20 protein-coding genes and 1 tRNA gene are annotated in these 24,017 nt (G+C 69.3%); 13 read left to right on the top strand and 8 right to left on the bottom strand.

The features are described 5' to 3' along the window. Positions 1-41 precede the first annotated feature (41 nt). A complete protein-coding gene (gor, locus tag V6M42_RS02670) occupies positions 42-1,424 on the bottom strand; it encodes a glutathione-disulfide reductase (RefSeq protein WP_332676958.1) in 1,383 nt (460 codons plus the stop codon). Between the two features lie 178 nt (positions 1,425-1,602). Between gor and V6M42_RS02665 the strand changes: the two genes are divergently transcribed. Then, positions 1,603-2,577 (top strand): hypothetical protein, encoded by a 975-nt coding sequence (locus V6M42_RS02665; protein ID WP_332676957.1) that lies wholly within the window; start codon positions 1,603-1,605, stop codon positions 2,575-2,577. 21 nt (positions 2,578-2,598) lie between these two features. Here the strand turns inward: V6M42_RS02665 and rpiA are convergent, their stop codons facing one another. Both rpiA and glmU read right to left on the bottom strand, forming a co-directional pair. Next, positions 2,599-3,285: a ribose-5-phosphate isomerase RpiA gene (rpiA, locus tag V6M42_RS02660; RefSeq protein ID WP_332676956.1), complete on the bottom strand. Its 687-nt coding sequence runs from the start codon at positions 3,283-3,285 to the stop codon at positions 2,599-2,601. Further along, positions 3,282-4,637 (bottom strand): bifunctional UDP-N-acetylglucosamine diphosphorylase/glucosamine-1-phosphate N-acetyltransferase GlmU, encoded by a 1,356-nt coding sequence (gene glmU, locus V6M42_RS02655; protein ID WP_332676955.1) that lies wholly within the window; start codon positions 4,635-4,637, stop codon positions 3,282-3,284. The genes rpiA and glmU overlap by 4 nt, the downstream gene beginning before the upstream one ends. A 66-nt stretch (positions 4,638-4,703) precedes the next feature. Here glmU and V6M42_RS02650 point away from each other — a divergent pair, with 66 nt between their 5' ends. The 3 genes from V6M42_RS02650 to V6M42_RS02640 all read left to right on the top strand — a co-directional run bounded on the left by V6M42_RS02650 (position 4,704) and on the right by V6M42_RS02640 (position 6,752). Next, positions 4,704-5,387: an HAD hydrolase-like protein gene (locus V6M42_RS02650; protein WP_332658170.1), complete on the top strand. Its 684-nt coding sequence runs from the start codon at positions 4,704-4,706 to the stop codon at positions 5,385-5,387. A gap of 55 nt (positions 5,388-5,442) precedes the next feature. Continuing rightward, positions 5,443-5,517: transfer RNA gene (locus tag V6M42_RS02645), tRNA-Val, on the top strand. A 152-nt stretch (positions 5,518-5,669) separates the two neighbouring features. Beyond that, complete coding sequence (locus V6M42_RS02640) at positions 5,670-6,752, top strand: hypothetical protein (RefSeq protein WP_332676953.1); 1,083 nt, start codon at positions 5,670-5,672, stop codon at positions 6,750-6,752. A gap of 43 nt (positions 6,753-6,795) precedes the next feature. Here V6M42_RS02640 and V6M42_RS02635 read toward each other — a convergent pair whose 3' ends face one another. After that, positions 6,796-8,817, bottom strand: coding sequence for a caspase family protein (locus V6M42_RS02635; protein ID WP_332658166.1), 2,022 nt, complete (start codon positions 8,815-8,817; stop codon positions 6,796-6,798). Positions 8,818-9,002: 185 nt separating this feature from the next. Here V6M42_RS02635 and V6M42_RS02630 point away from each other — a divergent pair, with 185 nt between their 5' ends. From V6M42_RS02630 to alr, 4 genes are all read left to right on the top strand, one after another. After that, the gene (locus tag V6M42_RS02630; protein WP_332676951.1) at positions 9,003-11,084 is read left to right on the top strand and encodes a DEAD/DEAH box helicase; all 2,082 of its coding nucleotides are present in this window, start codon (positions 9,003-9,005) and stop codon (positions 11,082-11,084) included. A gap of 21 nt (positions 11,085-11,105) precedes the next feature. Next, complete coding sequence (locus tag V6M42_RS02625; RefSeq protein WP_332676949.1) at positions 11,106-11,423, top strand: hypothetical protein; 318 nt, start codon at positions 11,106-11,108, stop codon at positions 11,421-11,423. An 82-nt stretch (positions 11,424-11,505) separates the two neighbouring features. Further along, positions 11,506-12,588, top strand: coding sequence for an ABC transporter ATP-binding protein (locus tag V6M42_RS02620; protein WP_332676947.1), 1,083 nt, complete (start codon positions 11,506-11,508; stop codon positions 12,586-12,588). Between the two features lie 46 nt (positions 12,589-12,634). Next, positions 12,635-13,672, top strand: a complete 1,038-nt coding sequence (gene alr, locus V6M42_RS02615; protein WP_332676945.1) for an alanine racemase — start codon at positions 12,635-12,637, stop codon at positions 13,670-13,672. A gap of 6 nt (positions 13,673-13,678) precedes the next feature. Here alr and V6M42_RS02610 read toward each other — a convergent pair whose 3' ends face one another. Then, positions 13,679-14,959: a Xaa-Pro dipeptidase gene (locus tag V6M42_RS02610; protein WP_332676943.1), complete on the bottom strand. Its 1,281-nt coding sequence runs from the start codon at positions 14,957-14,959 to the stop codon at positions 13,679-13,681. A 619-nt stretch (positions 14,960-15,578) separates the two neighbouring features. Between V6M42_RS02610 and radA the strand changes: the two genes are divergently transcribed. The 5 genes from radA (at position 15,579) to V6M42_RS02585 (ending at position 20,400) form a co-directional block, all read left to right on the top strand. Further along, positions 15,579-16,949 carry a DNA repair protein RadA gene (gene radA / locus V6M42_RS02605; protein ID WP_332658160.1) on the top strand — a complete coding sequence of 457 codons (1,371 nt, stop codon included), beginning with the start codon at positions 15,579-15,581 and terminating at the stop codon, positions 16,947-16,949. 147 nt (positions 16,950-17,096) lie between these two features. Beyond that, positions 17,097-17,693, top strand: a complete 597-nt coding sequence (locus V6M42_RS02600; RefSeq protein ID WP_332658158.1) for a CvpA family protein — start codon at positions 17,097-17,099, stop codon at positions 17,691-17,693. 27 nt (positions 17,694-17,720) lie between these two features. Further along, on the top strand, positions 17,721-19,235 hold the full coding sequence (purF, locus tag V6M42_RS02595; RefSeq protein ID WP_332658156.1) for an amidophosphoribosyltransferase: 1,515 nt from the start codon (positions 17,721-17,723) through the stop codon (positions 19,233-19,235). A 30-nt stretch (positions 19,236-19,265) separates the two neighbouring features. Then, positions 19,266-19,610 carry a VOC family protein gene (locus tag V6M42_RS02590; protein WP_332676942.1) on the top strand — a complete coding sequence of 115 codons (345 nt, stop codon included), beginning with the start codon at positions 19,266-19,268 and terminating at the stop codon, positions 19,608-19,610. 37 nt (positions 19,611-19,647) lie between these two features. Then, complete coding sequence (locus tag V6M42_RS02585; RefSeq protein WP_332676940.1) at positions 19,648-20,400, top strand: SDR family NAD(P)-dependent oxidoreductase; 753 nt, start codon at positions 19,648-19,650, stop codon at positions 20,398-20,400. Between the two features lie 21 nt (positions 20,401-20,421). On the opposite strand, the gene V6M42_RS02580 is transcribed toward V6M42_RS02585, so the two are convergent. From V6M42_RS02580 to V6M42_RS02570, 3 genes are all read right to left on the bottom strand, one after another. Further along, a complete protein-coding gene (locus V6M42_RS02580) occupies positions 20,422-20,772 on the bottom strand; it encodes a hypothetical protein (RefSeq protein ID WP_332676939.1) in 351 nt (116 codons plus the stop codon). 61 nt (positions 20,773-20,833) lie between these two features. Continuing rightward, on the bottom strand, positions 20,834-22,456 hold the full coding sequence (gene der / locus V6M42_RS02575; protein ID WP_332676938.1) for a ribosome biogenesis GTPase Der: 1,623 nt from the start codon (positions 22,454-22,456) through the stop codon (positions 20,834-20,836). A gap of 32 nt (positions 22,457-22,488) precedes the next feature. Beyond that, positions 22,489-23,934 carry a PQQ-like beta-propeller repeat protein gene (locus tag V6M42_RS02570; RefSeq protein ID WP_332660537.1) on the bottom strand — a complete coding sequence of 482 codons (1,446 nt, stop codon included), beginning with the start codon at positions 23,932-23,934 and terminating at the stop codon, positions 22,489-22,491. Positions 23,935-24,017: the final 83 nt, after the last annotated feature.

Genomic DNA, 24,017 nt, shown 5'->3' with positions numbered 1-24,017 from the left:
GCGGATGAGCCGCCCGGGACAATGAACGCGGTGTCGCGCGATCACCCGGCCGACGTATTGGTCGACTGCTTTTCCTTCAGCGTGACCAGCTCCTCGGCCATGGTCGGGTGGACCGCGCAGGTGGCGTCCCACTGGGCCTTGGTCAGGCCGGCCTTCACGGCGATGGCGGCCAGCTGGATCATCTCGGGCGCCTCGGGGCCGACGATATGGACGCCGACCACCTTCTGGCTCTCGGCGTCGACGACCAGTTTCATCAGCATCCGCTCGTCCGAGCCGGTGAAGGCGTATTTCATCGGCCGGAAGCGGGTGACGTAGACGTCGACGGCGCCGGGGCAGGAGTGGCGCGCCTCGCTCTCGGACAGGCCCACGGTGCCGACCGGCGGCTGGCTGAAGACGGCGGTGGCCACGGCCTCGTAGTCGAAATGCTGCGGGTTGTCGCGGAAGACCGTTTCGTGGAAGGCGACCGCCTCGCGGATGGCGACGGGCGTCAGGTTCATGCGGTCGGTGACGTCGCCGATGGCCCAGATGTTGTCAGCGGTGGTCTTCGACAGCGAATCCACCTCGATCGCGCCCTTGTCGTTCAGGGCCACGCCGGCGGTCTCCAGCCCGAGATCCTTCACATGCGGGACGCGGCCGGTGGCGAACATGACGACGTCGGTCTCGATCTCCATGCCGTTCTCGAGCTTGTTCACCAGCCCCGTCGCGGTCTTCTCGATGGCCGAATGCTGGCAGCCGAGGATGACCTTGATACCGCGCTTCTCGATCTCGCCGGCCAGATGGGCGCGCACGTCGTCGTCGAAACCGCGCAGGATATTGGGGCCGCGATAGATGAGCGTGGTCTCGACCCCGAGGCCGGCGAAGATGCCGGCGAACTCCACCGCGATATAGCCGCCGCCCGCGATGAGGATGCGTTTCGGCAGCTCGGGCAGATGGAAGGCCTCTTCCGAGGTGATGGCGTGCTCGATGCCCGGCATGTCCTCGGGCATCCACGGCCGGCCGCCGGTGGCGATCAGGATCTTCTCCGCCGTGATCGTCTGGTTCTTGCCGATGATCTCGACGGTGTGGGCGTCCCTGAGCACGGCGCGGCCGTGGATCAGATCGACGCCCGCCTTGCCCAGATTGGCGGCGTAGATGCCCGACAGGCGGGCGATTTCGACATCCTTGGCGTGGATGAATTTCGGCCAGTCGAAGCTGGCGTCGATGGTCCAGCCATAGCCCTCGGCCGTCTGGAACTGGTGCGAGAAGTCCGAGGCCATGACCATGAATTTCTTGGGCACGCAGCCGCGGATCACGCAGGTGCCCCCGACCCTGAACTCCTCGGCGATCGCCACCCGCTTGCCGCCCAGCGCCGTCAGCCGCGCGGCGCGCACCCCGCCCGAGCCGGCGCCGATGACGAAGAGGTCGTAGTCCCACGATGCCGGCATTTCGGACTCCCACGCCTTCGCCGGCGGGAAGACGACGGCTCCTGTTCAAGGCGAGGCCATCAGTTAGGCGCCCGGCGCGTGATAGGCAAATACCGACTGCGGCAAGGGAAACGGCCTGATTGACGCCGTCCGGGGCCCCGCATACCGTCGCGCGATACAGTACCCTGGGACATAACCGATGATTGTCTTCGCTATCGCCGCCGCGCTGCTCGCGGCCCCCCTCGAAGGGGGCCCCGTTCCCGCTGCCCAGCAGGCCGGCGCGAACCAGCAGGCCGTTCCGCAACCCGGACCGGGCGAGGACCCGGTCGAACTCGAGGATGTCGAGGTCACCGGAACGCCCCTGAATTCGCTGATCCGGAATTTCGTCAACGAGGTCGCGGCTCCCAACAGGGGGCGGGGGCTGGCGCGTTGGGACGAGCGGCTTTGCGTCGGGGTCGTCAACCTCAGGAACGAGCCGGCGCAGTACATCGCCGATCGGGTCTCGACCGTCGCCGAAGACATCGGTCTGACAGCAGGACAGCCCGGGTGCACGCCGAACGTCGTCGTCGTGGCGTCGGACAATCCCTCCGCCCTGGCCCAGGAGATGGTCGAGGAACGCAGGCGGGCCTTCCGTATGGGCGGCTCGGGCATGGACCGCGGGGGCGTCGCCTTGCGCGCCTTCGAAACCTCGCAGGCGCCTGTGCGCTGGTGGCAGGTCAGCATGCCGACCAACTCCGAGACAGGCGAACGGGCCGTACGACTGCCGGGCGAGTGCCAGGGCTCCTGCTCTTCGGTGATGGACTCGGCGCCGATCATCAACGTCTTCGCCGCCTCGCGGCTGTCGACGCAGATCGTGGACACCATCTTCCGGACCATCGTCATCCTGGATGTGAACCAGGTCGACAAGGTCTCGCTGGTCCAGTTGGCGGACTATGTGGCCATGGTCACCCTGGCCCAGATCGATCCTGAAGCGGACACCCGGCAGTACGCGTCCATCCTGAACGTGTTCGAGACACCGGAGGCGGCGGCGGGCCTGACCGATTGGGACACGGCCTATCTGCAGGGTCTCTACGACGCCGAGCGGACCCGCAAGAACGGCCGCGCCGGCCGTTCGGAGATCGTCTCATCGATCCATCGGGCGCACGAAGACCTGCAGGAGCAGGCAACCGACTGAATCGTCGGCGACGCCGTTCGATCAGGGGGCAAGCACCTCGGTCCCCTCGCCTGTGCCGATGATCGCCTCGTCCGCCAGATCGAGGAACAGGCCGTGCTCGACCACGCCGGTGATCAGCTTGAGGTCGTCGGCGAGCCGCACCGGATCATGGATCGCGCCGCATTTCGCGTCATAGATCAGATTGCCGCCGTCGGTGCGGACCAGACCGCGCTCGGCGGAGCGCACGCGGGCCGGCATGGCGATGTCATGGTCTGACAACACGTCGGCGATGCGGTTGGCGGTGGTCTTGTGCCCGAAGGCGACCACCTCGATCGGCAGGGCGAAGGCGCCGAGCGTCGTCACCACCTTGGCGGCGTCGGCGATGACGATGCAGCGCGACGACGCCTCCCACACCAGCTTCTCACGCAGCAGGGCGGCCCCGCCGCCCTTGATCAGGGCCAGTCCGGGCCCGATCTCGTCCGCTCCGTCGACGGTCAGGTCGATACGGGGGGTGTCCTCCAGCGTCGAGAGCGGGAGGCCGAGTTCGCGCGCCAGTTCGGCGGTGGCCTCCGAGGTCGGCACGCAGCGCAGGCCGGTCAGGTTGCGGGCGGCCAGCGCCTTGACGAACCATGCCGCGGTCGAGCCGGTGCCGAGGCCGACGACCATGCCGGGCTCGACCCGGAGGGCGGCGGCTTCGCCCGCCCGGCGCTTCTGATCGTCCGCGTTCATGTCGCTTTCAACGCCTTCTTCGCCCGCATCTTTTCCATGAAGCGGGCGGCCCAGCCGGCCCTGGCCTGCTGCTCGCCCCGCGCCAGCGCCAGATCGCCCGGCGCGACGTCGCGGGTGATCACCGAGCCTGAACCCACCATGGCGCCCGCGCCGATGGTGATCGGCGCCACCAGCGAGCTGTTGGAGCCCACGAAGGCGCCCTCGCCTACCGTCGTGCGATGTTTGAAGAAGCCGTCGTAATTGCAGAAGATCGTGCCCGCGCCGATGTTGGCCTTCGCCCCCACCTCGCCGTCGCCCAGATAGGCCAGGTGGTTGGCCTTGGCGCCCTTGCCCATGCGGACGTTCTTCACCTCGACGAAGTTTCCAACCTTGGCGCCCTCGCCCAGATCGGCGCCGGGACGCAGGCGGGCGTAGGGCCCGACCTCGGCGCCCGAAGCGACGCTCGCCCCCTCGATATGGCTGAAGCTGCGGATGCGGGCGCCCGAGGCGATCCTCGCGCCGGGGCCGAAGACGACATAGGGCTCGATCGTCGCGCCGCCCCCGACCTCGGTGTCGAACGAGAAATGCACCGTCTCGGGCGCGGGCATGGTGACGCCGGCGGCGAGGAAGGTCTCGCGCTGGACCTTCTGGAACAGGGCCTCGGCCACGGCCAGCTCGCCCTGGGCGTTGACGCCCATGACCGCGTCCTCGCCGGCGAAGACGGCGCGGGTCGGGGCGCCGCGCCTGCGGGCCAGCTCGACCACGTCGGTCAGATAGAATTCGCCCTTGGCGTTGTCGTTGCGAACCTCGGCCAGCAGTTCAAACAGCAGACCGACCGGCGCGGCCATGACGCCCGAGTTGCAGGCGGTCAGGGCGAGGACCTCGGCCGAGGCCTCCCTGGCCTCGGTGATGGCGGCGAGCGCATCGCCCTCCATGACCAGCCGGCCATAGGCGCCGGGATCGCGCGCCTCGAAGCCGATGACGGTGACCCCCTCATGCGCGGCGAAGACGGGCTCGATGTCGGCGGCGCGCAACAGGGGCACGTCGCCATAGGTGATGACCACCTGGCCGACGAAGTCGCCCAGCACGGCCTCGGCGGCGCGGACGGCGTGGCCGGTGCCGAGCGGCGGGTCCTGGACGGCGATGGCGTCCTCGCCCAGCCGTTTGGCGACATGGTCGCGGACCTCCGGCGAATGGGCGCCGACGACCACTACGATCCGCTCGCAGCCCAGGGCCTCGGCGGCGTCGATGGCGTGATCCAGCATGGCGCGGCCGCCGACGGGGTGCAGCACCTTGGGCAGGGCCGATTTCATCCGCGTGCCCTGGCCGGCGGCGAGGATGATGGCGGCTCTCGGATGAGCAGTGCTGGTCATGAATCGGTCCGGCGGCTAGTCGTCGCCAGCGGTCTAGCCCATCCCGGCGGCCGACGGGAGACGCCAATGACGATGCGCGACCTCGAAGGCTGGACCATCGCCTTCGATCTGGACGGCACCCTTGTGGAGACGGCGCCGGATCTGGTGGGCACGCTGAACCGGCTGCTGGCGCAGCAGGACCTGCCGCCCGTTCCGCTTGAGTCGGCCCGCAACCTGATCGGCCACGGCGCGGTCGCCCTGTTGAAGCGAGGGTTCGAGGCGGCGGGCGCCCATTGGGATGAGGCGGCCTCCCCCGCCCTGCTCAAGGCCTTTCTCGCCGACTATCTGGAGCATATCGCCGACCACAGCACGGCCTATCCGGGCTCGGTCGAGGCGCTGGATCAACTGACGGCGCGCGGGGCCGTCCTGTGCGTGGCGACCAACAAGCCGACCGATCTGGCCGTCGCCCTGTTCGACGCCATCGGCCTGACCGACCGATTCGCCGTCATCTGCGGGCCCCAGTCGGTGTCGGCGAAGAAGCCGGACGCGGCCCACATCCGCGAGACCGTGCTTCTGGCCGGCGGCGATCCGGGCCGCGCGATCATGGTCGGCGACAGCATCACCGATCTGGACGCCGCGCGCGCGAGCGGCGTGCCCTGCATCCTGACCACCTTCGGCTACACCGACACCCCGGCCGCCGATCTGGGCGCGGACGCCGTCATCGCGCATTTCGACGCGCTTCCGGCCGCGATCGGGCGCCTGATCGGCTGACGAACGGCTTGCGCCGCGAGGGGGAGCAAGCTATGTCGCCGCCTCCGCGATAGATGGATGCGTAGCTCAGCGGGAGAGCACCTCGTTCACACCGAGGGGGTCACAGGTTCAATCCCTGTCGCATCCACCATTCCTTTCAGAGACAGCTGAACCGCCGAGGGCTCCCCCAAGACGCCCCGAACCCCGAATGCGCGCGCCCTCGCGCCACGCCTGCTCCAGGCTTTGCTGGCGCGCGGGTGGCCGGTTCGTCATGATGCGGACGAACCAGGGGGAGACCATGTTGTGCTTGTTCGCCTTTTCGCCGGCCTCGTGCTTCTCGCCGCCTCTCCGGCCATCGCCCAGGACACGCTGTATCAGGGGAACAGCAAGGTCGGCCTGCTGACGCCCGACGAATACACGATCAACGGCCGCTCGTACGACTGCTACCGGCTGGACGCCCGCGAGGGTCAGCTGGTGACCATCGACCTCAAGGGCGGCCAGTACGACACCTATCTGGAAGTCGCGAGGGGCGAGACCTGCTCGTCGCCCGCGACCTTCACCGACGACGACGGCGGTGGAGACGGCGACGCGCGGCTGACGGTCCAGATCCAGTCCGGTCCCTACATCGTACGGGCCATGATGTATCGGCCGGGCGAAATGGGGACCTACACCCTCAGCGCGATCTCAAGCCGGCCCACGACCCCCATTCGCCCGGGAGAGATGATCAGGGGGCGCTGGGAGACGGGGGATATGATCGACGAAGATGACCGCTACGACTGCCATGTCTTCGACGGCGTGGCCGGCCAGACCGTCATGGTGAACATCGACGGGGACAGCTTCAATACCGGAGTTTCGCTCCACCAGGGGGAAGGCTGCGGCGAGTACAGCGATATCGCCGAGAGCGAACGGTCCTTCATCAATCGAAGGGCCTCCCTCACCAGGCGGCTCGACAGGTCGGGGAAATATTCCATCCGCGCCCTCGGCAACGCCAGCAGCAGCGCAGGTCAGTATTCGCTCCAGTTCGTCAACATCTCGGAGGCGAACGCGGCAGGGGCGTCGTACCGCCTGTCGGGGGGCGACATGATCATAGGCCTGCTGGAGGTCGGCGACCGCGCGGCCGAGGTCGGACTGTTCGACTGTTTCGTGATCCAGAACGCGTCCGGCAAGGTTATCCGCGCCGTCCTGGTTACCCCCGACTTCCCGCCCGCGCTGCTCGTCCACCAAGGCGCCACGTGCGACGGGGAGGTCCGCAACGTCGCCATGATCCCGGAACCGGGCAAGGTCGAACTGGGCTATCGCCTGCCCGATGCGGGGGCCTATTCAATCCGCGCCCGCAGCGCGTCGGAGGCGATGGGGCGCTATCGCCTGGGAGCGATGCTCGAGTGATCCATGCCTGTGATCGGCGGCGCTGCGGCGCCGCCGCTCCGGATCAGTGTCCGCCGGCGGCCGTCGCGGGCAGACGCACGATCACGTCGTCGACCTGCACCCCGCCCCGGTCGACGACCAGGTTCTGGTAGTTGCGCTGGCCGTCCTGGGTTTCGGACTCGACGTTCTCGACCTGCTCGCGGAACTGGCGGCGCAGATAGGTGGCCAGTTCGCCGGCGGTGACCAGCCGGTCGCCGTCGCCGTCGGCCTCGCCGCCCATGCCCGTGCGCAGGAAGTGGGACAGATAGCCGCCGGCCTGGAATTTGTCGGCCACGGCGCTGGTCAGGTCCTCTTCCGAGCTGAACAGGCCCATGACGCCCGGCCGGTCCACGACGTTGCGCGCGAAACCGCCCGAGAAGCAGGAATCGATCACCAGCAGCGACAGCCGCGTGTTCAGCGAGTCAAACAGGCTCGCCATCTCGGTGTCGGTGATTTCGCCGTCGCGCAGCACGATGGATTCGGACTTGCCGTCAGGCTCCAGTCCGCTGACCGCTGCGTCCGACTGGTCGCCGTGTCCCGAGAAGAAGAACAGGAAGGTGTCCTGCGGCCCGGCCTGGGCCGCGACCCGGGCGAAGGCGCGGCGCACCCCGGCCACCGTGGCCTCGGCGTTGGTCAGCACCAGGCTGGCGTCGTTCAGCGAACCGTCGGCGCGCAGGGTCTCGGCCAGTTTGCGGGCGTCCTCGTCGGTGAATTCCAGCGGGGACTGGGCGCCGCCGTAGTCGGAAACCCCGACCATGACCGCGAACACCCGCGCCCCGCCCTGCACCGAGGCCTGCCGCGGCGAACCCTGGCTGGGGCTGACGCTGAAGCGATATGAGCCGGTCTCGCCGGGGGCGTAGGAGGTCACCATGACCTCGTATTCGCCATCCTCGGCCAGGACGGTGTCGAGCCGGCTGTCGTGCGTGCCGTCGCGGGCGTCGTCATTGTCCTGCTGTTCGCCCGACGGGGTGGTCAGGATGGTGTAGGCGTCGAAGGCCGAGGAGGTCAGTTCCACCGCCACCCGCTGACCGCGCCGGCCAGTGAAGCGGAAATGATCGACGTATTCGCCCGACTCGAGGGTTTCATCGCCCGCCGCCAGCGAGCCGCTCACCGTCTGGCCGATCGAGATGCCGCCGTCGGCCGAAGCGCGTTCGGACGGACGCACCGGAGACGGCGCCGGCGTTGCGGCTCCCGCCCCGTCAAGCACCGCCAGCCGGTAGCCGCCCTGCTCGCCCGAGGCGTAGCTGGTGGCGGTGATGCGGTAGTCGCCGTCGGCCGGCAGGGTTACGACCAGCCGGCTGTTGCGCCCGTCGGCGACCGCCGGATCGTCGTCATTGAAGGCCGAGAAATCGCCGGGACCGCTGATGGCGACATAGGGGTCGAAGGACGTCGACGTCAGCCGCAGATCCAGCGTCTGGCCGCGCCGGCCGCGCAGCACATAGCTGTTCATATATTCGCCGCCCTCGAGCTGACGGTCGCCGGCGCCCAGCCGCCCGTCCAGCGTCTGGCCGACGCGAACCGCCCCTCCAGAGGCCGCTGTGGCCGCCGGTGATGCGGCGGGCCGGGCCGCGGCTCCGCCCAGCGTAAGGGTGTAGGCGCCCGTTTCACCGGGCTGATAGCTGGTCGCCGACACCTCGACCTGGCCGTCGGCCGGGGCGGTAAAACGCAGACGGCTGTCCTGCGAGCCGCGTGCGGCCGGATCGTCGTCATTATCCTCGCTGAGCCCGCCGGGACCGCGCACGAGCAGATAGGGGTCGAAGGCCGAGGACGACAGGGTCAGTTCATAGGTCTGCCCGCGCCGGACCGGGAATGTGAACTCGTCGGCGTATTCACCGCTCTGAAGCGTGCCGTCGCCCCGCGCCAGCTGGCCGCGCACGGGTCGCCCGCTGGTGAGGGCGCTCCCTCCCTGCGCGACCGGAGCCGGAGACTGTGCGGCAGGTCGTCCGCCCACCGGTCTCTGCGGCGGGGTCAGCTCCTGCGCACAGACGACTCCGACCATGGAGACGAGCGTCAAGGCTGTGGTGGCGGCAAGTATGGATTTGAACATGTGATCCCCCGAAACTGCACTGTGCCCGCGAAACATCGGTCTGTCAGCGGTCATTCTCATGGCTTCAGGACAGGCAGGGCCACCCTTCGGCCTTGTTCCGGGCGCACATGCCCCGCCCTTCGCCGGTCGCCCCCTCCCCGGGGCGAGGCTGGCGCGCGCCGCGTTGGCGCCTTACGGACTGCCCCATGCCTTTCCCCGCCAGTCATCCCGCGCTCGACCGCGCCCTCGCCGATCGCGGCTACGCCGAGCCGACGCCGGTCCAGTCCGCTGTCCTTGAAGCCTCGCTGAACGAGGACGGCTCCGGGCGCGACCTGCTGGTCAGCGCCCAGACGGGTTCGGGGAAGACCGTCGCCTTCGGCCTGGCCCTGGCTCCCACCCTGCTGGGCGAGGCGGAGAAATTCGCCGAATACGGCGCTCCGGTGGCTCTGGTCATCGCCCCGACCCGCGAACTGGCCCTGCAGGTCTCGAACGAATTGCAATGGCTGTACGCCCAGACCGGCGCCCGCATCGTTTCCTGCGTTGGCGGCATGGACCCCAAGGTCGAGCGTCAGGCCCTGAATCGCGGCTGCCACATCGTCGTCGGCACCCCCGGCCGCCTGCGCGACCACGTCGAACGCGGCTCGCTGGACCTGTCGACGCTTCAGGCCGTGGTGCTGGATGAAGCCGACGAGATGCTGGACATGGGCTTCCAGGAAGACCTGACCTTCATCCTCGACGCCGCCCCGGCCGAACGCCGCACCCTGCTGTTCTCGGCGACCCTGGCGCGCGACATCGTGCAACTGGCCAAGACCTATCAGAAGAACGCGCTGCGGATCGACACGGTCGCCGGCGCCGGCTCGCACGCCGACATCGAATACAAGGCGATCCGCGTCGCCCCGAACGAGGTCGAACTGGCCGTCGTCAACGTGCTTCGCTATTTCGAGGCCCCCGGCGCGCTCGTCTTCGCCAACACGCGCGAACGGGTGAAGCACCTGACCTCGTCGCTGCGTGAACGCGGCTTCTCGGTCGTGGGCCTGTCCGGCGAACTGACCCAGAGCCAGCGCTCGGAAGCGCTCCAGGCCCTGCGCGACGGCCACGCCCGCGTCTGCGTCGCCACCGACGTGGCGGCGCGCGGTCTGGACCTGCCCGATCTGGGTCTGGTCATCCACGCAGAAATCCCGGTCAACAAGGCCGGGCTGCTGCACCGTTCGGGCCGTACGGGCCGCGCCGGCAAGAAGGGCGTCTCCGTCCTGCTGGTCAGCTATACGCGCCGCCGCAAGGTCGAGCTGATGCTGGGTTCCGCCGGCATCAAGGCCGAATGGTCGGGTCCGCCCTCGGCCGACATGATCCTCGAGAACGACCGCAAGCGGATGCTGGCCGATCCGGTCCTGACCGCGCCGGTCGAGGACGAGGACACGCTGGCGCTGGGCAAACAGCTGCTGGAGAAGAGCACGCCCGAGCAGATCGCGGCGGCCCTGATTCGCCTGTACCAGACGAAACTGCCGGCGCCGGAAGACGTCTATGACGACGACCGCATGAAGCGTCAGCAGGAGAGCGGCAAGAACGACAAGGGTCAGGCCGACGTTCCGTACACGGACTTCGCCCGCGGCGGCGACATGGCCTGGTACCGGATCAACATCGGCCGCGACAAGAACGCCGACCCCAAATGGCTGATGCCGACCATCTGCCGTCTGGGTCACGTGACCAAGCGCGACATCGGCTCGATCAAGATCTTCGAACGCGAGACCAAGTTCGAGATCACCCTGGAGATGAAGGCCAAATTCGAGGCCGCCATCGCCCTGGGCCTTGAGGAAGGCGTCAAGATCGATCCGGCCGTCAAGCCGGGCCCGCAGGAGAAGCCCGTCAGCCGCTGGGACAAGAAGCCCGCCGGCGGCGACCGCCCCGACAAGAAGCCGTGGGCCAAGCGCGAGGAAGGCGGCGACAAGCCCGCATGGAAAGCCCGTGAGGACCGTCCGCAGGGCGAGAAGAAGCCTTGGGTGAAGCGCGACGACGCGGCGCCTGCTGCTGAAGGCAAGAAGCCCTGGGTCAAGCGCACGCCGAACGATCCGACGCCTCCGGGCAAGAAGCCCTGGGTCAAGAAGCCCCCGGCCGAGGGCAAGACGCCCTGGACGCCGCGCTCCGACGCTGAAGCCCCGGCCGCAGCCGCCGGCGACAAGCCGTGGAAGGGCAAACCCAAGGGCGGCGACCGTCCGTGGGCGGCCAAGGACGCGCGCGGCAAGCCGGCCGAGGCCAGGGCGCCGTACAAGGGCAAGGGACCGCGCGGCTAGGGACACTCCAGGGGATTCGCAATGACCGCTTTTTTTTGGGTTCTGGCCATTCCCGCACTCGCCGTTATCGCCCTCGCTGCCGTCATCGGTGCGCGGATAGGGAAACGAATGGATCGCGCTGCCCCTGCTGGCGCGCCCGTCGATCACAAGCCCCGGCCACTGGCTTCGCGGGTACTCACCACCCTGTCCTGTGTCGCGATGGTGTCGGCTCTTGTGATGGCGGCGCATCGTCGGAACATGGACCTGTATCCGATGGAGGGCGGCGTCCTCATGGCCCTGTTCATTCTGGGTGGCCTCGCCGCGTTCTTGAACCGACGGGTCTACGGTTTCTGGATCTAGAGTCTCCGGCGGTGAGGATTGATCGGTCCCTGTAACCGTTTACGGTGACCGCAAAACAAGAAAGCTGCGGGCAGGGAAACATATGGCGGACGTCCGGCTCACCGGCGTGACCAAGAGCTTCGGAACCACCGAGGTCCTCAAGGGCATCGACCTCGAGATCGCCGACGGCGAGTTCGTGGTCTTCGTCGGCCCGTCCGGCTGCGGCAAGTCCACCCTGCTGAGGACCATCGCGGGTCTGGAGGAGCAGACCGGCGGCGACATCGCCATCGGCGGGCGGTCGGTCAACGACCTGAGCCCGTCCGACCGGGGCATCGCCATGGTGTTCCAGTCCTACGCCCTCTATCCGCATATGAGCGTCTACGAGAACATGGCGTTCGGGCTGAAGTTGGCGAAGGCGGACAAGGCCGAGATCGACCGGCGCGTGCGCGGCGCGGCCGCAACGCTGAACATCACCGACTATCTGGACCGCAAGCCCAAGGCCCTGTCCGGCGGCCAGCGGCAGCGCGTCGCCATCGGCCGGGCCATCGTGCGCGAGCCGCAGGTCTTCCTGTTCGACGAGCCGCTGTCCAACCTCGACGCCGCCCTGCGGGTGCGGATGCGCTACGAGTTCGCCAGCCTGCACGAGCGGCTGAAGACGACCATGGTCTATGTCACCCACGACCAGGTCGAGGCCATGACCCTGGCGGACCGGATCGTGGTGCTGAACGCCGGCCGGATCGAACAGGTCGGCAAGCCGATGGAGCTGTACGAACGGCCCCGCAACCTGTTCGTGGCCGAGTTCATCGGCAGTCCGAAGATGAACCTGCTGGCCGCCGAGATCGTCACGGCGACGGCGAAGGGCGCGACGGTGCGCACGGCGGCGGGCGAGACGCTGAAGGTGGCGGTCGACGCCGCCCGGGCGAAGGCGGGCGACAAGGTCACCCTGGGCGTGCGGCCCGAGCATCTCACGACGGCGGGCAAGGGCGACACGATCCGCGCCGACGTCGTCTTCGTCGAGACGCTGGGCCACGCCACCTACGCCTATCTGACCGCCGGGGAGACGCCGGTGACGGTGCTGCTGCCGGGCGACGCGCGGCCGGCGGCGGGCGAGACGCTGGGCCTGAAGGTCCCGGCGGACCAGGCGCACCTGTTCGATGCGGACGGCGAGGCTTTCGCGCGCCTGTAGACGCCGCGTGTTGCATCGCACAACAGATCGCCTCTAGATGACGGCGATGTCCGCACCGGCCACCCTGACCGTCGATCTGAGCGCCCTCGCCGCCAATTTCCATACGCTGGAAGCGGTCGGCGGCGTGCCCGTGCACCCGGTCGTCAAGGCGGACAGCTACGGCCTTGGCGCCGCGGCCTGTTCAGGCCGGTTGATGACCGAGGGGGCCCGGACCTTCTTCGTGGCCCGGACCAGCGAGGGAGAGGGGCTGCGGCGGGCGCTCGGCCCGGTCCCCGCGATCTATGTGCTGGACGGCTGCCCGACCGGGCGGGCCGCGCGGCTGCGCGCCGCCGACCTGCGCCCGGTGCTGAACACCGGCGAGCAGCTGGCCGAATGGCGCGCCGCGGGCGGCGGGGCCTGCGGCATCCAGATCGACACCGGCATGAACCGGCTGGGGTTCCGGGCCGAGGCGGCGCCCGAGCCGTTCGAAGGGCTGGATCTGGTGCTCAGCCATCTGGCCTGCGCTGACGATCCGGCCGAGCCGATGAACGGGCGCCAGCGGGACGCCTTCGCGGCGGCGGCGGCGCGCTATCCCGGCGCCGTGAGGTCGTTCGCCAATTCCGGCGGCGTCTTCCTCGGAGCCGGCTACGCCTTCGACGCCGCCCGGCCCGGCATATGCCTGTATGGCGGCGGACCGGAAGGCCGTCCGGACGCCCGCATCCGGCCCGTGGCGACTCTGGCGGCGGATGTGCTTCAACTGCTCGAGGTTCCGGCCGGCGAGACCGTCGGCTATTCCCGGACCTTCACGGCCCCGGCCCCCAGGCGGATCGCCACCTGCGCCGGAGGCTACGCCGACGGCGTTCTGCGCAGCTACAGCCCGCGGGGACAGGTCTTCGTCGGGGGCGAACTGCGGCCGATCGTCGGCCGGGTGTCGATGGACGCCTGCGCCGTGGACGTGACGGGACTGGATGTGGCCGTCGGCGACCGGGTCGAGCTGTTCGGCGCCAACCGGATGCTGGACGACGCGGGCGCGGCCGCCGGAACCATCGGCTACGAACTGCTCAGCGCGATCACCGCAAGGGTTCCGCGCATCTACGTCGGCTGATCCGGCCTAGCGCGCGTCCCGGACCACCGCTCCGCCCTTGATGACGACGGGCACGGTCTCCAGCATCCGCACGTCGGCGAGCGGGTCGCCGGACACCGCGATCAGGTCGCCGTAGCGGCCCGCCGCGATGGCGCCCACGTCCCCTTCCCGGCCCAGGGCCTGGGCGGCGTTCCAGGTGGCGGCGCGGATCGCCTCGGCCGGGGTCATGCCGTATTCGACCATGACGGCGAACTGCCGGGCGTTCTGGCCGTGCGGATAGATGGCCGCGTCGGTGCCGAACACCATCCGGGCCCCGGCGCGATGGGCGGCGCGGAAATTGTCGCGCTGCAGCTGGCCGATCTCGCGGTCCTTGCGCAGATTGTCCTCGGTGACGCCGAACTCGGTGCCCGTCGCCTGGGTGAAGTCGGTGTTGTAGATGTCCATCGACAGCCAGGTTCCGTGCTGGACCGCCAGACGGATGCCCTCGGCGTCGATCAGCGAGGCGTGTTCGATGGTGTCGATGCCGGCGCGAATTGCGTCGGCGATGCCCGAGGCGCCGTGGGCGTGGGCGGCGACCTTGATGCCCCACATGTGCGCCTCGTCGGCGACGGCGGTCAGTTCGGCCAGGGTCATCTGCTGCTGGCCCGGCTCGGTGTTGCGCGAGAAGACGCCGCCGGTGGCGCAGACCTTGATCACCTGGGCCCCGTATTTGCGCACCTCGCGGACGCTGTGGCGGGCGGCGTCGACGCTGTCGGCGTTGTAGTCATTGGCCTGGGCCATGGAACGCGGCAGGCCGGTGTGGTCGCAATGGCCGCCGGTGGCGCCGAAGGACACGCCCGCGGGGATGACGCGCGGCCCCTCGATGAAGCCGGCGTCGATGGCCTGACGCAGGGCGACGTCGGCGAAGTCGGGGCCTCCGAGGTTCCGCACGGTGGTGAAGCCGGCCATCAGGTTGGCGCGGGCGTTCGGCACCTGCAGCACCGTTTCGAAGTCGTCGGCGTATTCCAGCACCTTGAAGCCGGAGACATAGGGGGTGCCGGCCAGATGGACGTGCATGTCGATCAGGCCGGGCAGCAGGGTCAGGCCCGGCAGGTCCAGCCGGCGCGCATCGGCGGGCAGGTTCGCCGGCACGGCCGTCCCGACCGCCGTGATCCGGCCGTCAGTGACCACGACGACGGGATTGTCGACGTAGCGGCCGCGCTCGACATCGACCATGCGGGCGGCGGTGACCACCAGGGTTTCGGCGTGGGCGGGCGCGGCGAGGCCGAGCGTGAGGGCGATGGCGGCGGCGGCCAGACGGTTCAACATGGCGGTAACTCCCCTGAGGCGGCAAGGCTGGCACGGCGAGGTGGGGGGAGCAACCGGCGCCCCTGCTGCGCATATGTCGGAGGGGCGAGAGTCTCCATCTTCACAAGAAAAAATCATCATGACGACCGGGCCGGATCGCCGGGCGGGTACGCCGGCGCCTGAAGCGGCTCCGGGCGGGGTTTGCTGCTGTCAAAGACCCGGCCCCGTGGGGATTTGATCCAGTATGCACGGGGAGGCGTCAAAAGCGGACGCACGCGGTCCGGGCGCGAGATCCGGGGGGCGGAACGGGCGGAAAAATGTCTCGAGAGTCTCGAGTCCGGAAGGGCGAGAGTCCTCACCATGACTGTCCCTGTCCCGCCCTCCACACCACCGTTCATCCCCGCGAAGGCGGGGACCCAGGTTTGAGCGGCCGCAAAGCGGGTTGAGCTAGCCAACGCTCATTCAAACACCGTTGGTGAGGCTAAAGCCTGGGTCCCCGCCTTCGCGGGGATGCACGGAAAATAACTCGATCAGAAAACACAAACGACCATCGGGCGCGCATCGAGGTATACGTCAAAACTGGACGTAGCCCCCGGACCACCCCCTGCCCCGCCGCGTGCGACTCCTGTAAGCCGGACCCATGGCGAGAGACGGCGCGATCTATGTTTGTCAGTCCTGCGGGGCGGTCCACGGCAAGTGGTCCGGCCAGTGCGGGGCGTGCGGCCAGTGGAACTCCATCGTCGAGGAAAGCCGCGCCGCGCCCCCCGGGGCGATGAAGCCGGCGACCAGCGCGGCGGGGCGAGGACGCGGCGTGACCTTCGAGGGCCTGCAGTCCGAGACGCCGGAGCCGCCGCGCATCATCACCGGCGTGGCCGAGTTCGACCGCGTGTGCGGCGGCGGGGTCGTGCCCGGCTCGGCCATCCTGCTGAGCGGCGATCCCGGCGTCGGCAAGTCGACCCTGCTGCTGGACGTGGCCGGGCGGGCGGCCCTGTCGGGGCGGCGCGTGGCCTATATCTCGGGCGAGGAGGCGGTCGAGCAGATCCGGGCGCGGGCGAAGCGGATGGGGCTGGAGAAGGCGCCGGTCGAACTGGCCTCGGCCACCGCCCTGCGCGACATCCTCGGCACGCTGAAGCGCGAGAAATTCGACATCGTCATCGTCGATTCGATCCAGACCCTGTGGTCCGACGCCCATGAGGCGGGACCCGGCTCCGTGACCCAGGTGCGCGCCTGCGCCGGCGAGATGGTGCGGCTGGCCAAGTCGCAGGGCGTGGCGGTGGTGCTGGTCGGCCACGTCACCAAGGACGGCCAGGTCGCCGGGCCGCGGGTGGTCGAGCATATGGTCGACGCCGTGCTGAGCTTCGAGGGCGAGCGCGGCTATCCGTTCCGCATCCTGCGCGCCGGCAAGAACCGCTTCGGCGCCACCGACGAGATCGGCGTGTTCGAGATGGGCGACGCGGGCCTGCGCGAGGTCGCCAACCCCTCGGCCCTGTTCCTCGGCGAAGGCCGGGATCGGGCCCCGGGCGCGGCGGTGTTCGCGGGCATCGAGGGCTCGCGCCCCGTGCTGGTCGAGATGCAGGCGCTGGTGTCGAAATCCGCCTACGGCACGCCGCGCCGGGCCGTGGTCGGCTGGGACACGGGACGGCTGGCCATGGTGCTGGCCGTGCTGGAGGCGCGCTGCGGCTTCGGCTTCGGGGATCAGGACGTCTATCTGAACGTCGCGGGCGGCCTGCGCATCAACGAGCCGGCGGCGGATCTGGCGGCGGCGGCGGCCCTGATCAGTTCGGCGACCGACACCCCCCTGCCCCAGGGCTGCGTCGTGTTCGGCGAAATCAGCCTGTCGGGCGAGGTTCGCGCCGTCGGCCGGGCCGAGGCGCGGCTGCGGGAGGCGCAGAAGCTGGGCTTCGACCAGGCCCTGACCCCGCCGCTGACGGTCAAGGACAAGGGGGTCAAGGTGACATCCGTCACGCGATTGACCGAAGCGGTCGAACGAATCTCGCAAAACCGCTATTGAACACCGACGCAGGGCCGCCTTCTCATTTCCGTCTTTCCGGGGCCGCGCAGCGGAACCCGGAACCCAGGGGGTCGAGATGCGGTCCTGGGTTCCGGGTTCTTCGCTGCGCGAAGCCCCGGAATGACGGAAGATATTGAACGAGCGCGCATGACCGGTTTCGACGTTATCGCCATTCTGGTCATCCTCGCCTCCGCCGCGGCCGGCTGGGTGCGCGGGGGCACGCGCGAGGTCATCACCCTGCTGAGCTTCGTGCTGGCGGCCTTCATCGCCCTGGTCGCCCTGCCGCTGACCGCGCCGCTGGGGCGGATGCTGGTCGATCCTGACTGGATGGGGACCATCGCGGCGGCCATCGCCTCCTTCCTGCTGATCTATTTCGGCATCCGCATCTTCGGCTCGATCCTGTCGAAGCGGGCGCAGGCTCATCCGCAGCTGGGCGGGATCGACCGGATCGTCGGCGTCTTCGTCGGCGCGGCGCGGTCGCTGGTCCTGCTGGGGGCCATCCACCTGGTCATCGTCGCCGCCATGCCGGGCGAGAAGACGCCGCGCTGGCTCAGCGAGGCGGCCCTGCGGCCCGTCACCGCGGGCGCGGCCCGGGTGATCCAGATCGTCCTGCCCGGCATCGGCCGCGGCGCCGACGCCCTGTCCCCCGTCGTCAGTTCGTCCGTGAGCAAAGGGTTTTCCGACGAGAAAGCCTTGCCCTCGCCCCAAACAAGCAATACCTCGCCGCCGTCCGCCGCACGCTAGCGTTCCCCGCTTCATCGGAGCCCCACGATGAGCCGCCTTGAGCATTCCATCGCCGCCCCGGTCGTACACCGGGAGCACTATCGCGACGCCGACGACGATCGTCCGCGTCTGGAATGCGGCGTCTGCGGCGTCTGGGGCGCGGAAAAGGACGCCGCCTCCTCGGTCGTCGCGCTCGGCCTGCACGCCCTGCAGCACCGCGGCCAGGAAGCCTGCGGCATGGCCAGCGTCCATGAGACCCGCTTCCACACCGAACGCCACATGGGTCTGGTCGGCGAAGCCTTCGGCGGCGCGGACCTGTCGACGCGGATGCCCGGATCGGCCGCCGTCGGCCATACCCGCTATTCCACCGCCGGCGGCAGTTTCCTGCGCAACATCCAGCCGATGTTCGCCGATCTGGACCAGGGCGGCATCGCCATCGCCCACAACGGCAACCTGACCAATTTCCTGTACCTGCGGAACCAGCTGGTCGGCGAAGGCGCCATCTTCCAGTCGACGTCGGACTCGGAGGTCATCCTTCACCTGATCGCGCGGAGCCGTAAGGCCAAGATCGTCGACCGTTTCATCGACGCCATCGGCCGGATCGAGGGCGGCTACGCCCTGGTTTGCCAGACGCGCTCCAAGATGATCGGCGCCCGCGACCCGCTGGGCATCCGTCCGCTGGTGCTGGGCCGTCTGGGCGAGGCCTGGGTGCTGGCGTCCGAGACCTGCGCGCTGGACACGATCGGCGCGACCTTCGAACGCGACGTCGAGCATGGCGAGGTGGTCGTGATCGACCACGAGGGCCTGAAGTCGCTGAAGCCCTTCCCGACCCGCGCGGCGCGCCCGTGCCTGTTCGAATATGTCTATTTCTCGCGCCCCGACAGCGTCGTGAACGGCCGCTCGGTCTATGGCGTGCGCAAGCGGATGGGCATGCGTCTGGCCCGCGAGCATGCGGTCGAGGCCGACGTGGTGGTTCCGGTGCCGGACTCCGGCGTGCCGGCGGCGCTGGGATACGCGCAGGAAAGCGGCATTCCCTACGAGATGGGGATCATCCGCAGCCACTATCTGGGCCGCACCTTCATCCAGCCCAGCCAGGGCGCCCGGCAGAAGGGCGTGCGCATGAAGCACAGCCCCAACCGCTCGGTGCTGGAGGGCAAGCGGGTCGTGCTGATCGACGATTCCATCGTGCGCGGCACGACCTCGGTGAAGCTGGTCCGCGCCGTGCGCGCCGCCGGGGCGACCGAGGTGCACCTGCGTTCGGCCTCGCCGCCGATCCTGTGGCCGGACTTCTACGGCATCGACATGCCCGAGCGGGACCAGTTGATCGCCGCCAACAAGACGCTGGAGGAGATGCGGGCCCATCTGGAGGTCGACTCCCTCGGCTTCCTGTCGGTCGACGGCCTGTACGACGCCATGGAGGCCGGTCCGCGCGATCCGCGCAATCCGCAGTTCACCGACCACTATTTCACCGGCGAATACCCGACGCGCCTGCTGGATCGCGAGATCGAGGAAGGCGGACGCGAGGTGGCGGCGCGGCAACTTTCGCTGCTGGTCAGCGCTTAAGGGTCATACGGTCCCTTTCAGAGGCGGCGGATGATCCAGCTCGGCTATTTCACGATCGACACCCAGGACGTCGACAAGGCCAGGGCCTTCTATTCGGCCCTGTTCGGCTGGACCTTCGACGAGGACGCCTCCAAGCCGACCTACGCCCATGTGGCGGGCAGCGATCCGGCCTTCGGCTTCACCAAGGTCGAGCGGGCCGGCCAGTTTCCGCACCTGTATTTCCGCGTCGACGACGTGGACGCCCTGTGCAGGCGGGCCACCGAGCTGGGCGGCAAGGCGGCGGTTCCGGCGGACAGCGCCAGCGGGCGGACCGCCGTGGTCAGCGACGACCAGGGCGTCAGCTTCAGCCTGTGGCAACCCGCCCCCGGCTTCTGACTTTCGCCGGACCGGCGGGCGGGCTATCAGGCCCCGCATGACCGACCTCCCCCTCAAAGACCGCATCGCCCTCGTCGTCGGGGCCTCGCGCGGCATCGGCTATGAGACCGCCCTGGCGCTGGCGAAGGCGGGCGCGCACGTCATCGCCACGGCGCGGACGGTGGGCGGGCTGGAGGAACTGGACGACGCCGTCTTCGCCGCCACCGGCAAGCACGCGACCCTGATCCCGTTCGACCTGGTCGACGGCGGGGCCATCGACCGGCTGGGCGGGGCCATCTACGAGCGGTTCGGACGACTGGATGTGTGGGTGCAGGCGGCGGCGACCATGGGCGCCTCGGGCCTGACGCCGGTCAGCCACGCCGATCCGCGCGTCTGGGCCAAGGTCGAGAAGACCAATTTCACCGCCGTCTACCGGCTGATCCGCTCGCTGGAGCCGCTGCTGAAGGCGTCGGACGCCGGGCGCGCCGTCTATGTGACCACCAGCGTGGCGAGCGCGCCCAAGGCCTTCTGGGGCGCCTATGCGGCCTCCAAGGCGGGGGCCGAGGCGCTGGTCAAATGCTGGGCCGACGAGATCGAGTCCACGCCGGTGCGGGTCTCCATCGTCGATCCGGGCCGGATGCGCACGGCGATGCGGGCCCAGGCCTATCCGGGCGAGGATCCGCAGGACGTCGTCCATCCCTCGGCCATCGGCCCCCTGATGGTGGAGCTGGCGCGCGGCGATCTGGAGCCGGCGCCGGAGGTGAAGTTCAGGGACTGGAGCGGCGGGCCGGACGTGGCGGCGCTGATCTAGGGACGCGGCGCCGCTCGACCCCTAGCCCTGGATCAGGGTCCGGGGCATGACCACGCGCTGTTCGCACTGCGCATAGGCGTTCGCGGCCTCCATATAGGCCCCCAGCTTCGCGGCGTAGCCATTGATCTCGGCCACATAGGCGTCGAACGCCGCACCGTAGCGCTCCATCTCGGCATTGTAGGCGTTGATCGTCCGGTTATTGCAGGTGTGGCGGTTGCGCGCCTCGTCGATACAGGACGGCATCGCCGGACGCGTAGGCTTCACCGGCCGCTCGACGGCCGGCGCGACCGGCGCCGCGCAGGTGGTTTCCTGGGCCGCCAGGCCCGCCGTCAGAAGCGCCAGAACGGCCATGAGTCCGGTTGAAAACGCCACGAATCCCCCTCCACTTTCGCGAGAGGATCGGCGACGAAACCCTTTGCCGTCAACGGCCTGCCTACTTCTTCGGCAGGTGCTTCTGCCCGGTCCGCACGCGGCCCGAACGGGAAACCTGACGGGCCCCGCCGCGGGCGCCCTTCTGGACCGCCACGGATGAGCCGGCCTTCTTGTTGGCGCTGGCCTTGAGCCCGGCCAGCGGCTTCAGCTTGGTCTTGCCGGCCTTCTTCTGCTCCAGCGCCTTGCCGGGCAGGTTGGACAGCATCTCCTCGCGCTCGGCCTTCTTGATCACCCGGCGCGGCGCCGTCTTGGCGTCGCCCTTGTAGCGTTCGGGGCCCGACTTGGAGCCGCCCGGCGCATAGGGGTTCTCGCTGCCCGATTTGACGATCAGGCGGATCGGCGTGCCGGGCAGGTCGAAGGATTCGCGCAGGTTGTTGACCAGATAGCGTTTGTACTGCTCGGGCATGGCCTCGGCGCGGCTGGCCATCAGGACGAAGGTCGGCGGCCGGGCCTTGGTCTGGGCCATGTATTTGGGCTTGATCCGCTTGCCGTCGACGGCGGGGGGCGGATGCCTCTGGGTGGCGAGAGACAGCCAGGTGTTCAGGTCCTTGGTCTTGACCTTGACCGACCAGGTGGCGTGGGCCTGGAGCACGGCGGGCATCAGCCGCTCGACGCCGCGGCCGCTGTGCGACGACAGGGCCACGAAGGGCGAGCCCTTCAGCTGGGGCAGCTTGTCCTCGGCCATCTGGGTCAGTTTGGCGAGCCTGGATTGCGGCTCGGTCTCGAGGTCCCATTTGGCGGCGACATAGACCAGCGCCCGGCCCTCGCGCTCGACCAGATCGGCCAGCTGGAGGTCCTGGGTGTCGAAGGCGTCGTCCTTGTCCATGACCAGAACGACCACCTCGGCGAAGGTGATGGCGCGGATGGTGTCGGCGACCGACAGCTTCTCCAGCTTCTCCTGCACCCGGGCCTTGCGGCGCATGCCGGCGGTGTCGACCAGGCGGATGTTCTGGCCTTCGTATTCCCAGTCGACCGAGATGGAGTCGCGGGTGATGCCGGCCTCGGGGCCGGTCAGCATGCGGTCCTCGCCGATCAGGCGGTTGATCAGGGTCGACTTGCCGGCGTTGGGGCGGCCGATGATGGCGATGCGGATCGGCTTGTCGGGCTCGTCGACCTCTTCGATGAAGATGTCGGCGCTGGCGGCGACGATGGCGGCGTACAGGTCGGCCATGCCCTCGCCGTGCTCGGCCGAGATGGCGACCGGCTCGCCGAAGCCCAGGGCGTAGGCCTCGCCGATGCCGCCGCCGCTCTCGCGGCTCTCGGACTTGTTGGCCAGCAGGATGACGGGCTTGTGCTGCTTGCGCAGACGGTCGGCGAAGATGCGGTCCAGCGAGGTCACGCCTTCGCGGGCGTCCATCATGAACAGGATCAGGTCGCCGTCTTCCAGCGCCGCCTCGGTCTGTTCGCGCATCCGGGATTCGAGGCTGTCGTCGGTGACGTCCTCATAGCCGGCGGTGTCGATCAGCGTCAGATCCATGTCGCCGATATTGCCGTCCGCATAGCGCCGGTCCCGGGTCACGCCCGGGCGGTCATCGACCAGCGCAAGGCGCTTGCCGACAAGACGATTGAACAGTGTCGACTTGCCCACGTTGGGGCGGCCGACGATGGCGACTTTGAGAGCCATGTCGGCCTTCTAACGCAGTTTGTGGTCCGGCGTCAGCGAATGCTGACGAGGTCGCCATTGTCGGTGAGGACGTACAGCGCGCCGTTGTAGGCCGCCGGCGCCAGATAGACGGCGCCGCCGCCCAGTTTGATCGAGGCCGTCTGGGCGCCGGTCTTGGGATCATAGGCGACCAGTTCGCCGTCCGAATTGGTCAGGACCAGACGGTTGGAGGCCAGCAGCGGACCCGACCACTCCGGCCGCACCGTGCGGTCCCACATGCCGAAATAGCCGCCTTCCTGGCGGACGCGGCCCTCGTTGAGGTCGCGGCTCCAGTAGATCTGGCCGCTGTCGCGGTTGACGACGGTCAGTTCGCCGTCCTTGGAGACGACATAGATGACGTCGCCGACCGGCAGGGGCGCATTGACGCCGGCGATCGGCAGGGGCGCCCATTTGGGCTGGCCGGAACGGATGTCCATGGCCGACAGGACGCCCGAGTGGCTGACGGCGTAGACCGTGCCGCGGCTGACGACCGGACGGCCGGCGATGTCGCGGATTTCCGACAGGGCGCTGGTGCGGCTGGTGCGCGACAGGACCTGCTGCCAGACGGCCTGGCCGGTGGACGCGCGCAGGGCCACGACCTCGCCCGAGGAGAAGGGCGCGATGACGGTGTCGCCGACGACCGCCGGGCTGGAGGCGCGCATGATGCGGGCCGGCTCGGGGATGCCGCGATACGACCAGACCTGGGCGCCGGTGTTGACGTCGAAAGCCTGGATCTGGTTCTCGACGTCGACCACGAACACGCGACCGCCCGAGACGGTCGGCGCGCCGTGGATCGGCACGTCGACCGGCGTCGTCCACAGGACCGCGCCCGTGGCCTGGTCGAGCGCCGTCATGATGCGATAGCCGGACGAGACGAAGACCTTGCCGCCGCCCACGGCGACGCCGCCGCCGAAGCCGCCGCCGGCCGTGCCGCCGCCGCTGATGCCGAGGCCGAAGCCGAGACCCAGGATGCCGCGGCCGCCGCCTTCACGCTCTTCGGGCTTGATGTCGACCTTCCAGGCCTGGGCGCCCGTGCCGGCGTCGAGAGCCGAGACCGTGGACTCGCCGTCCAGAACGAAGACGCGGCCGTTGTCGGCCACGACCGGGGCCATGACCTGACGCGTGCGCGACGAGCCCGCGCCGGCGCCGCGACGCCAGGCGACCTTGAACTCGGGCGCGGCGATGACGTGTTCGACCGAGTTCTCGGCGTTGCCGCCGGGCTGGGTCCAGGCCGTCGCGGCCTGGGGGCCCGGGATGAAGAAATCGCGCCCGGACAGGGCGGCCGACGGGGCCAGCTGCTGTTCGAACTCCAGAACCGAGATCCGCTGGCCCTCGGTGGCCGTAGCCTGGGGTTCCTTGTCGCCGCCGAGGCCGAACGGCAGGGCGTCCCGCACCGTGCTGCACGAGGCGAGGGAGACGGCCACACCACCCAGCAGGGCGACTTTAAGCACGCGATTCATGGCGGACGTCCTGGAAACGGGGATCACGGGCGGGCCGGGGCGGCGGGAGCGGCGGCGGCCGGAGCGGCCGGCGGGGCCGCCGC

It is taken from the genome of Brevundimonas sp., assembly GCF_036677305.1.
Classification (GTDB): domain Bacteria; phylum Pseudomonadota; class Alphaproteobacteria; order Caulobacterales; family Caulobacteraceae; genus Brevundimonas.
Note: the sequence above shows the minus strand (reverse complement) of the source record. Positions and strands in the feature narration are given on the sequence as shown.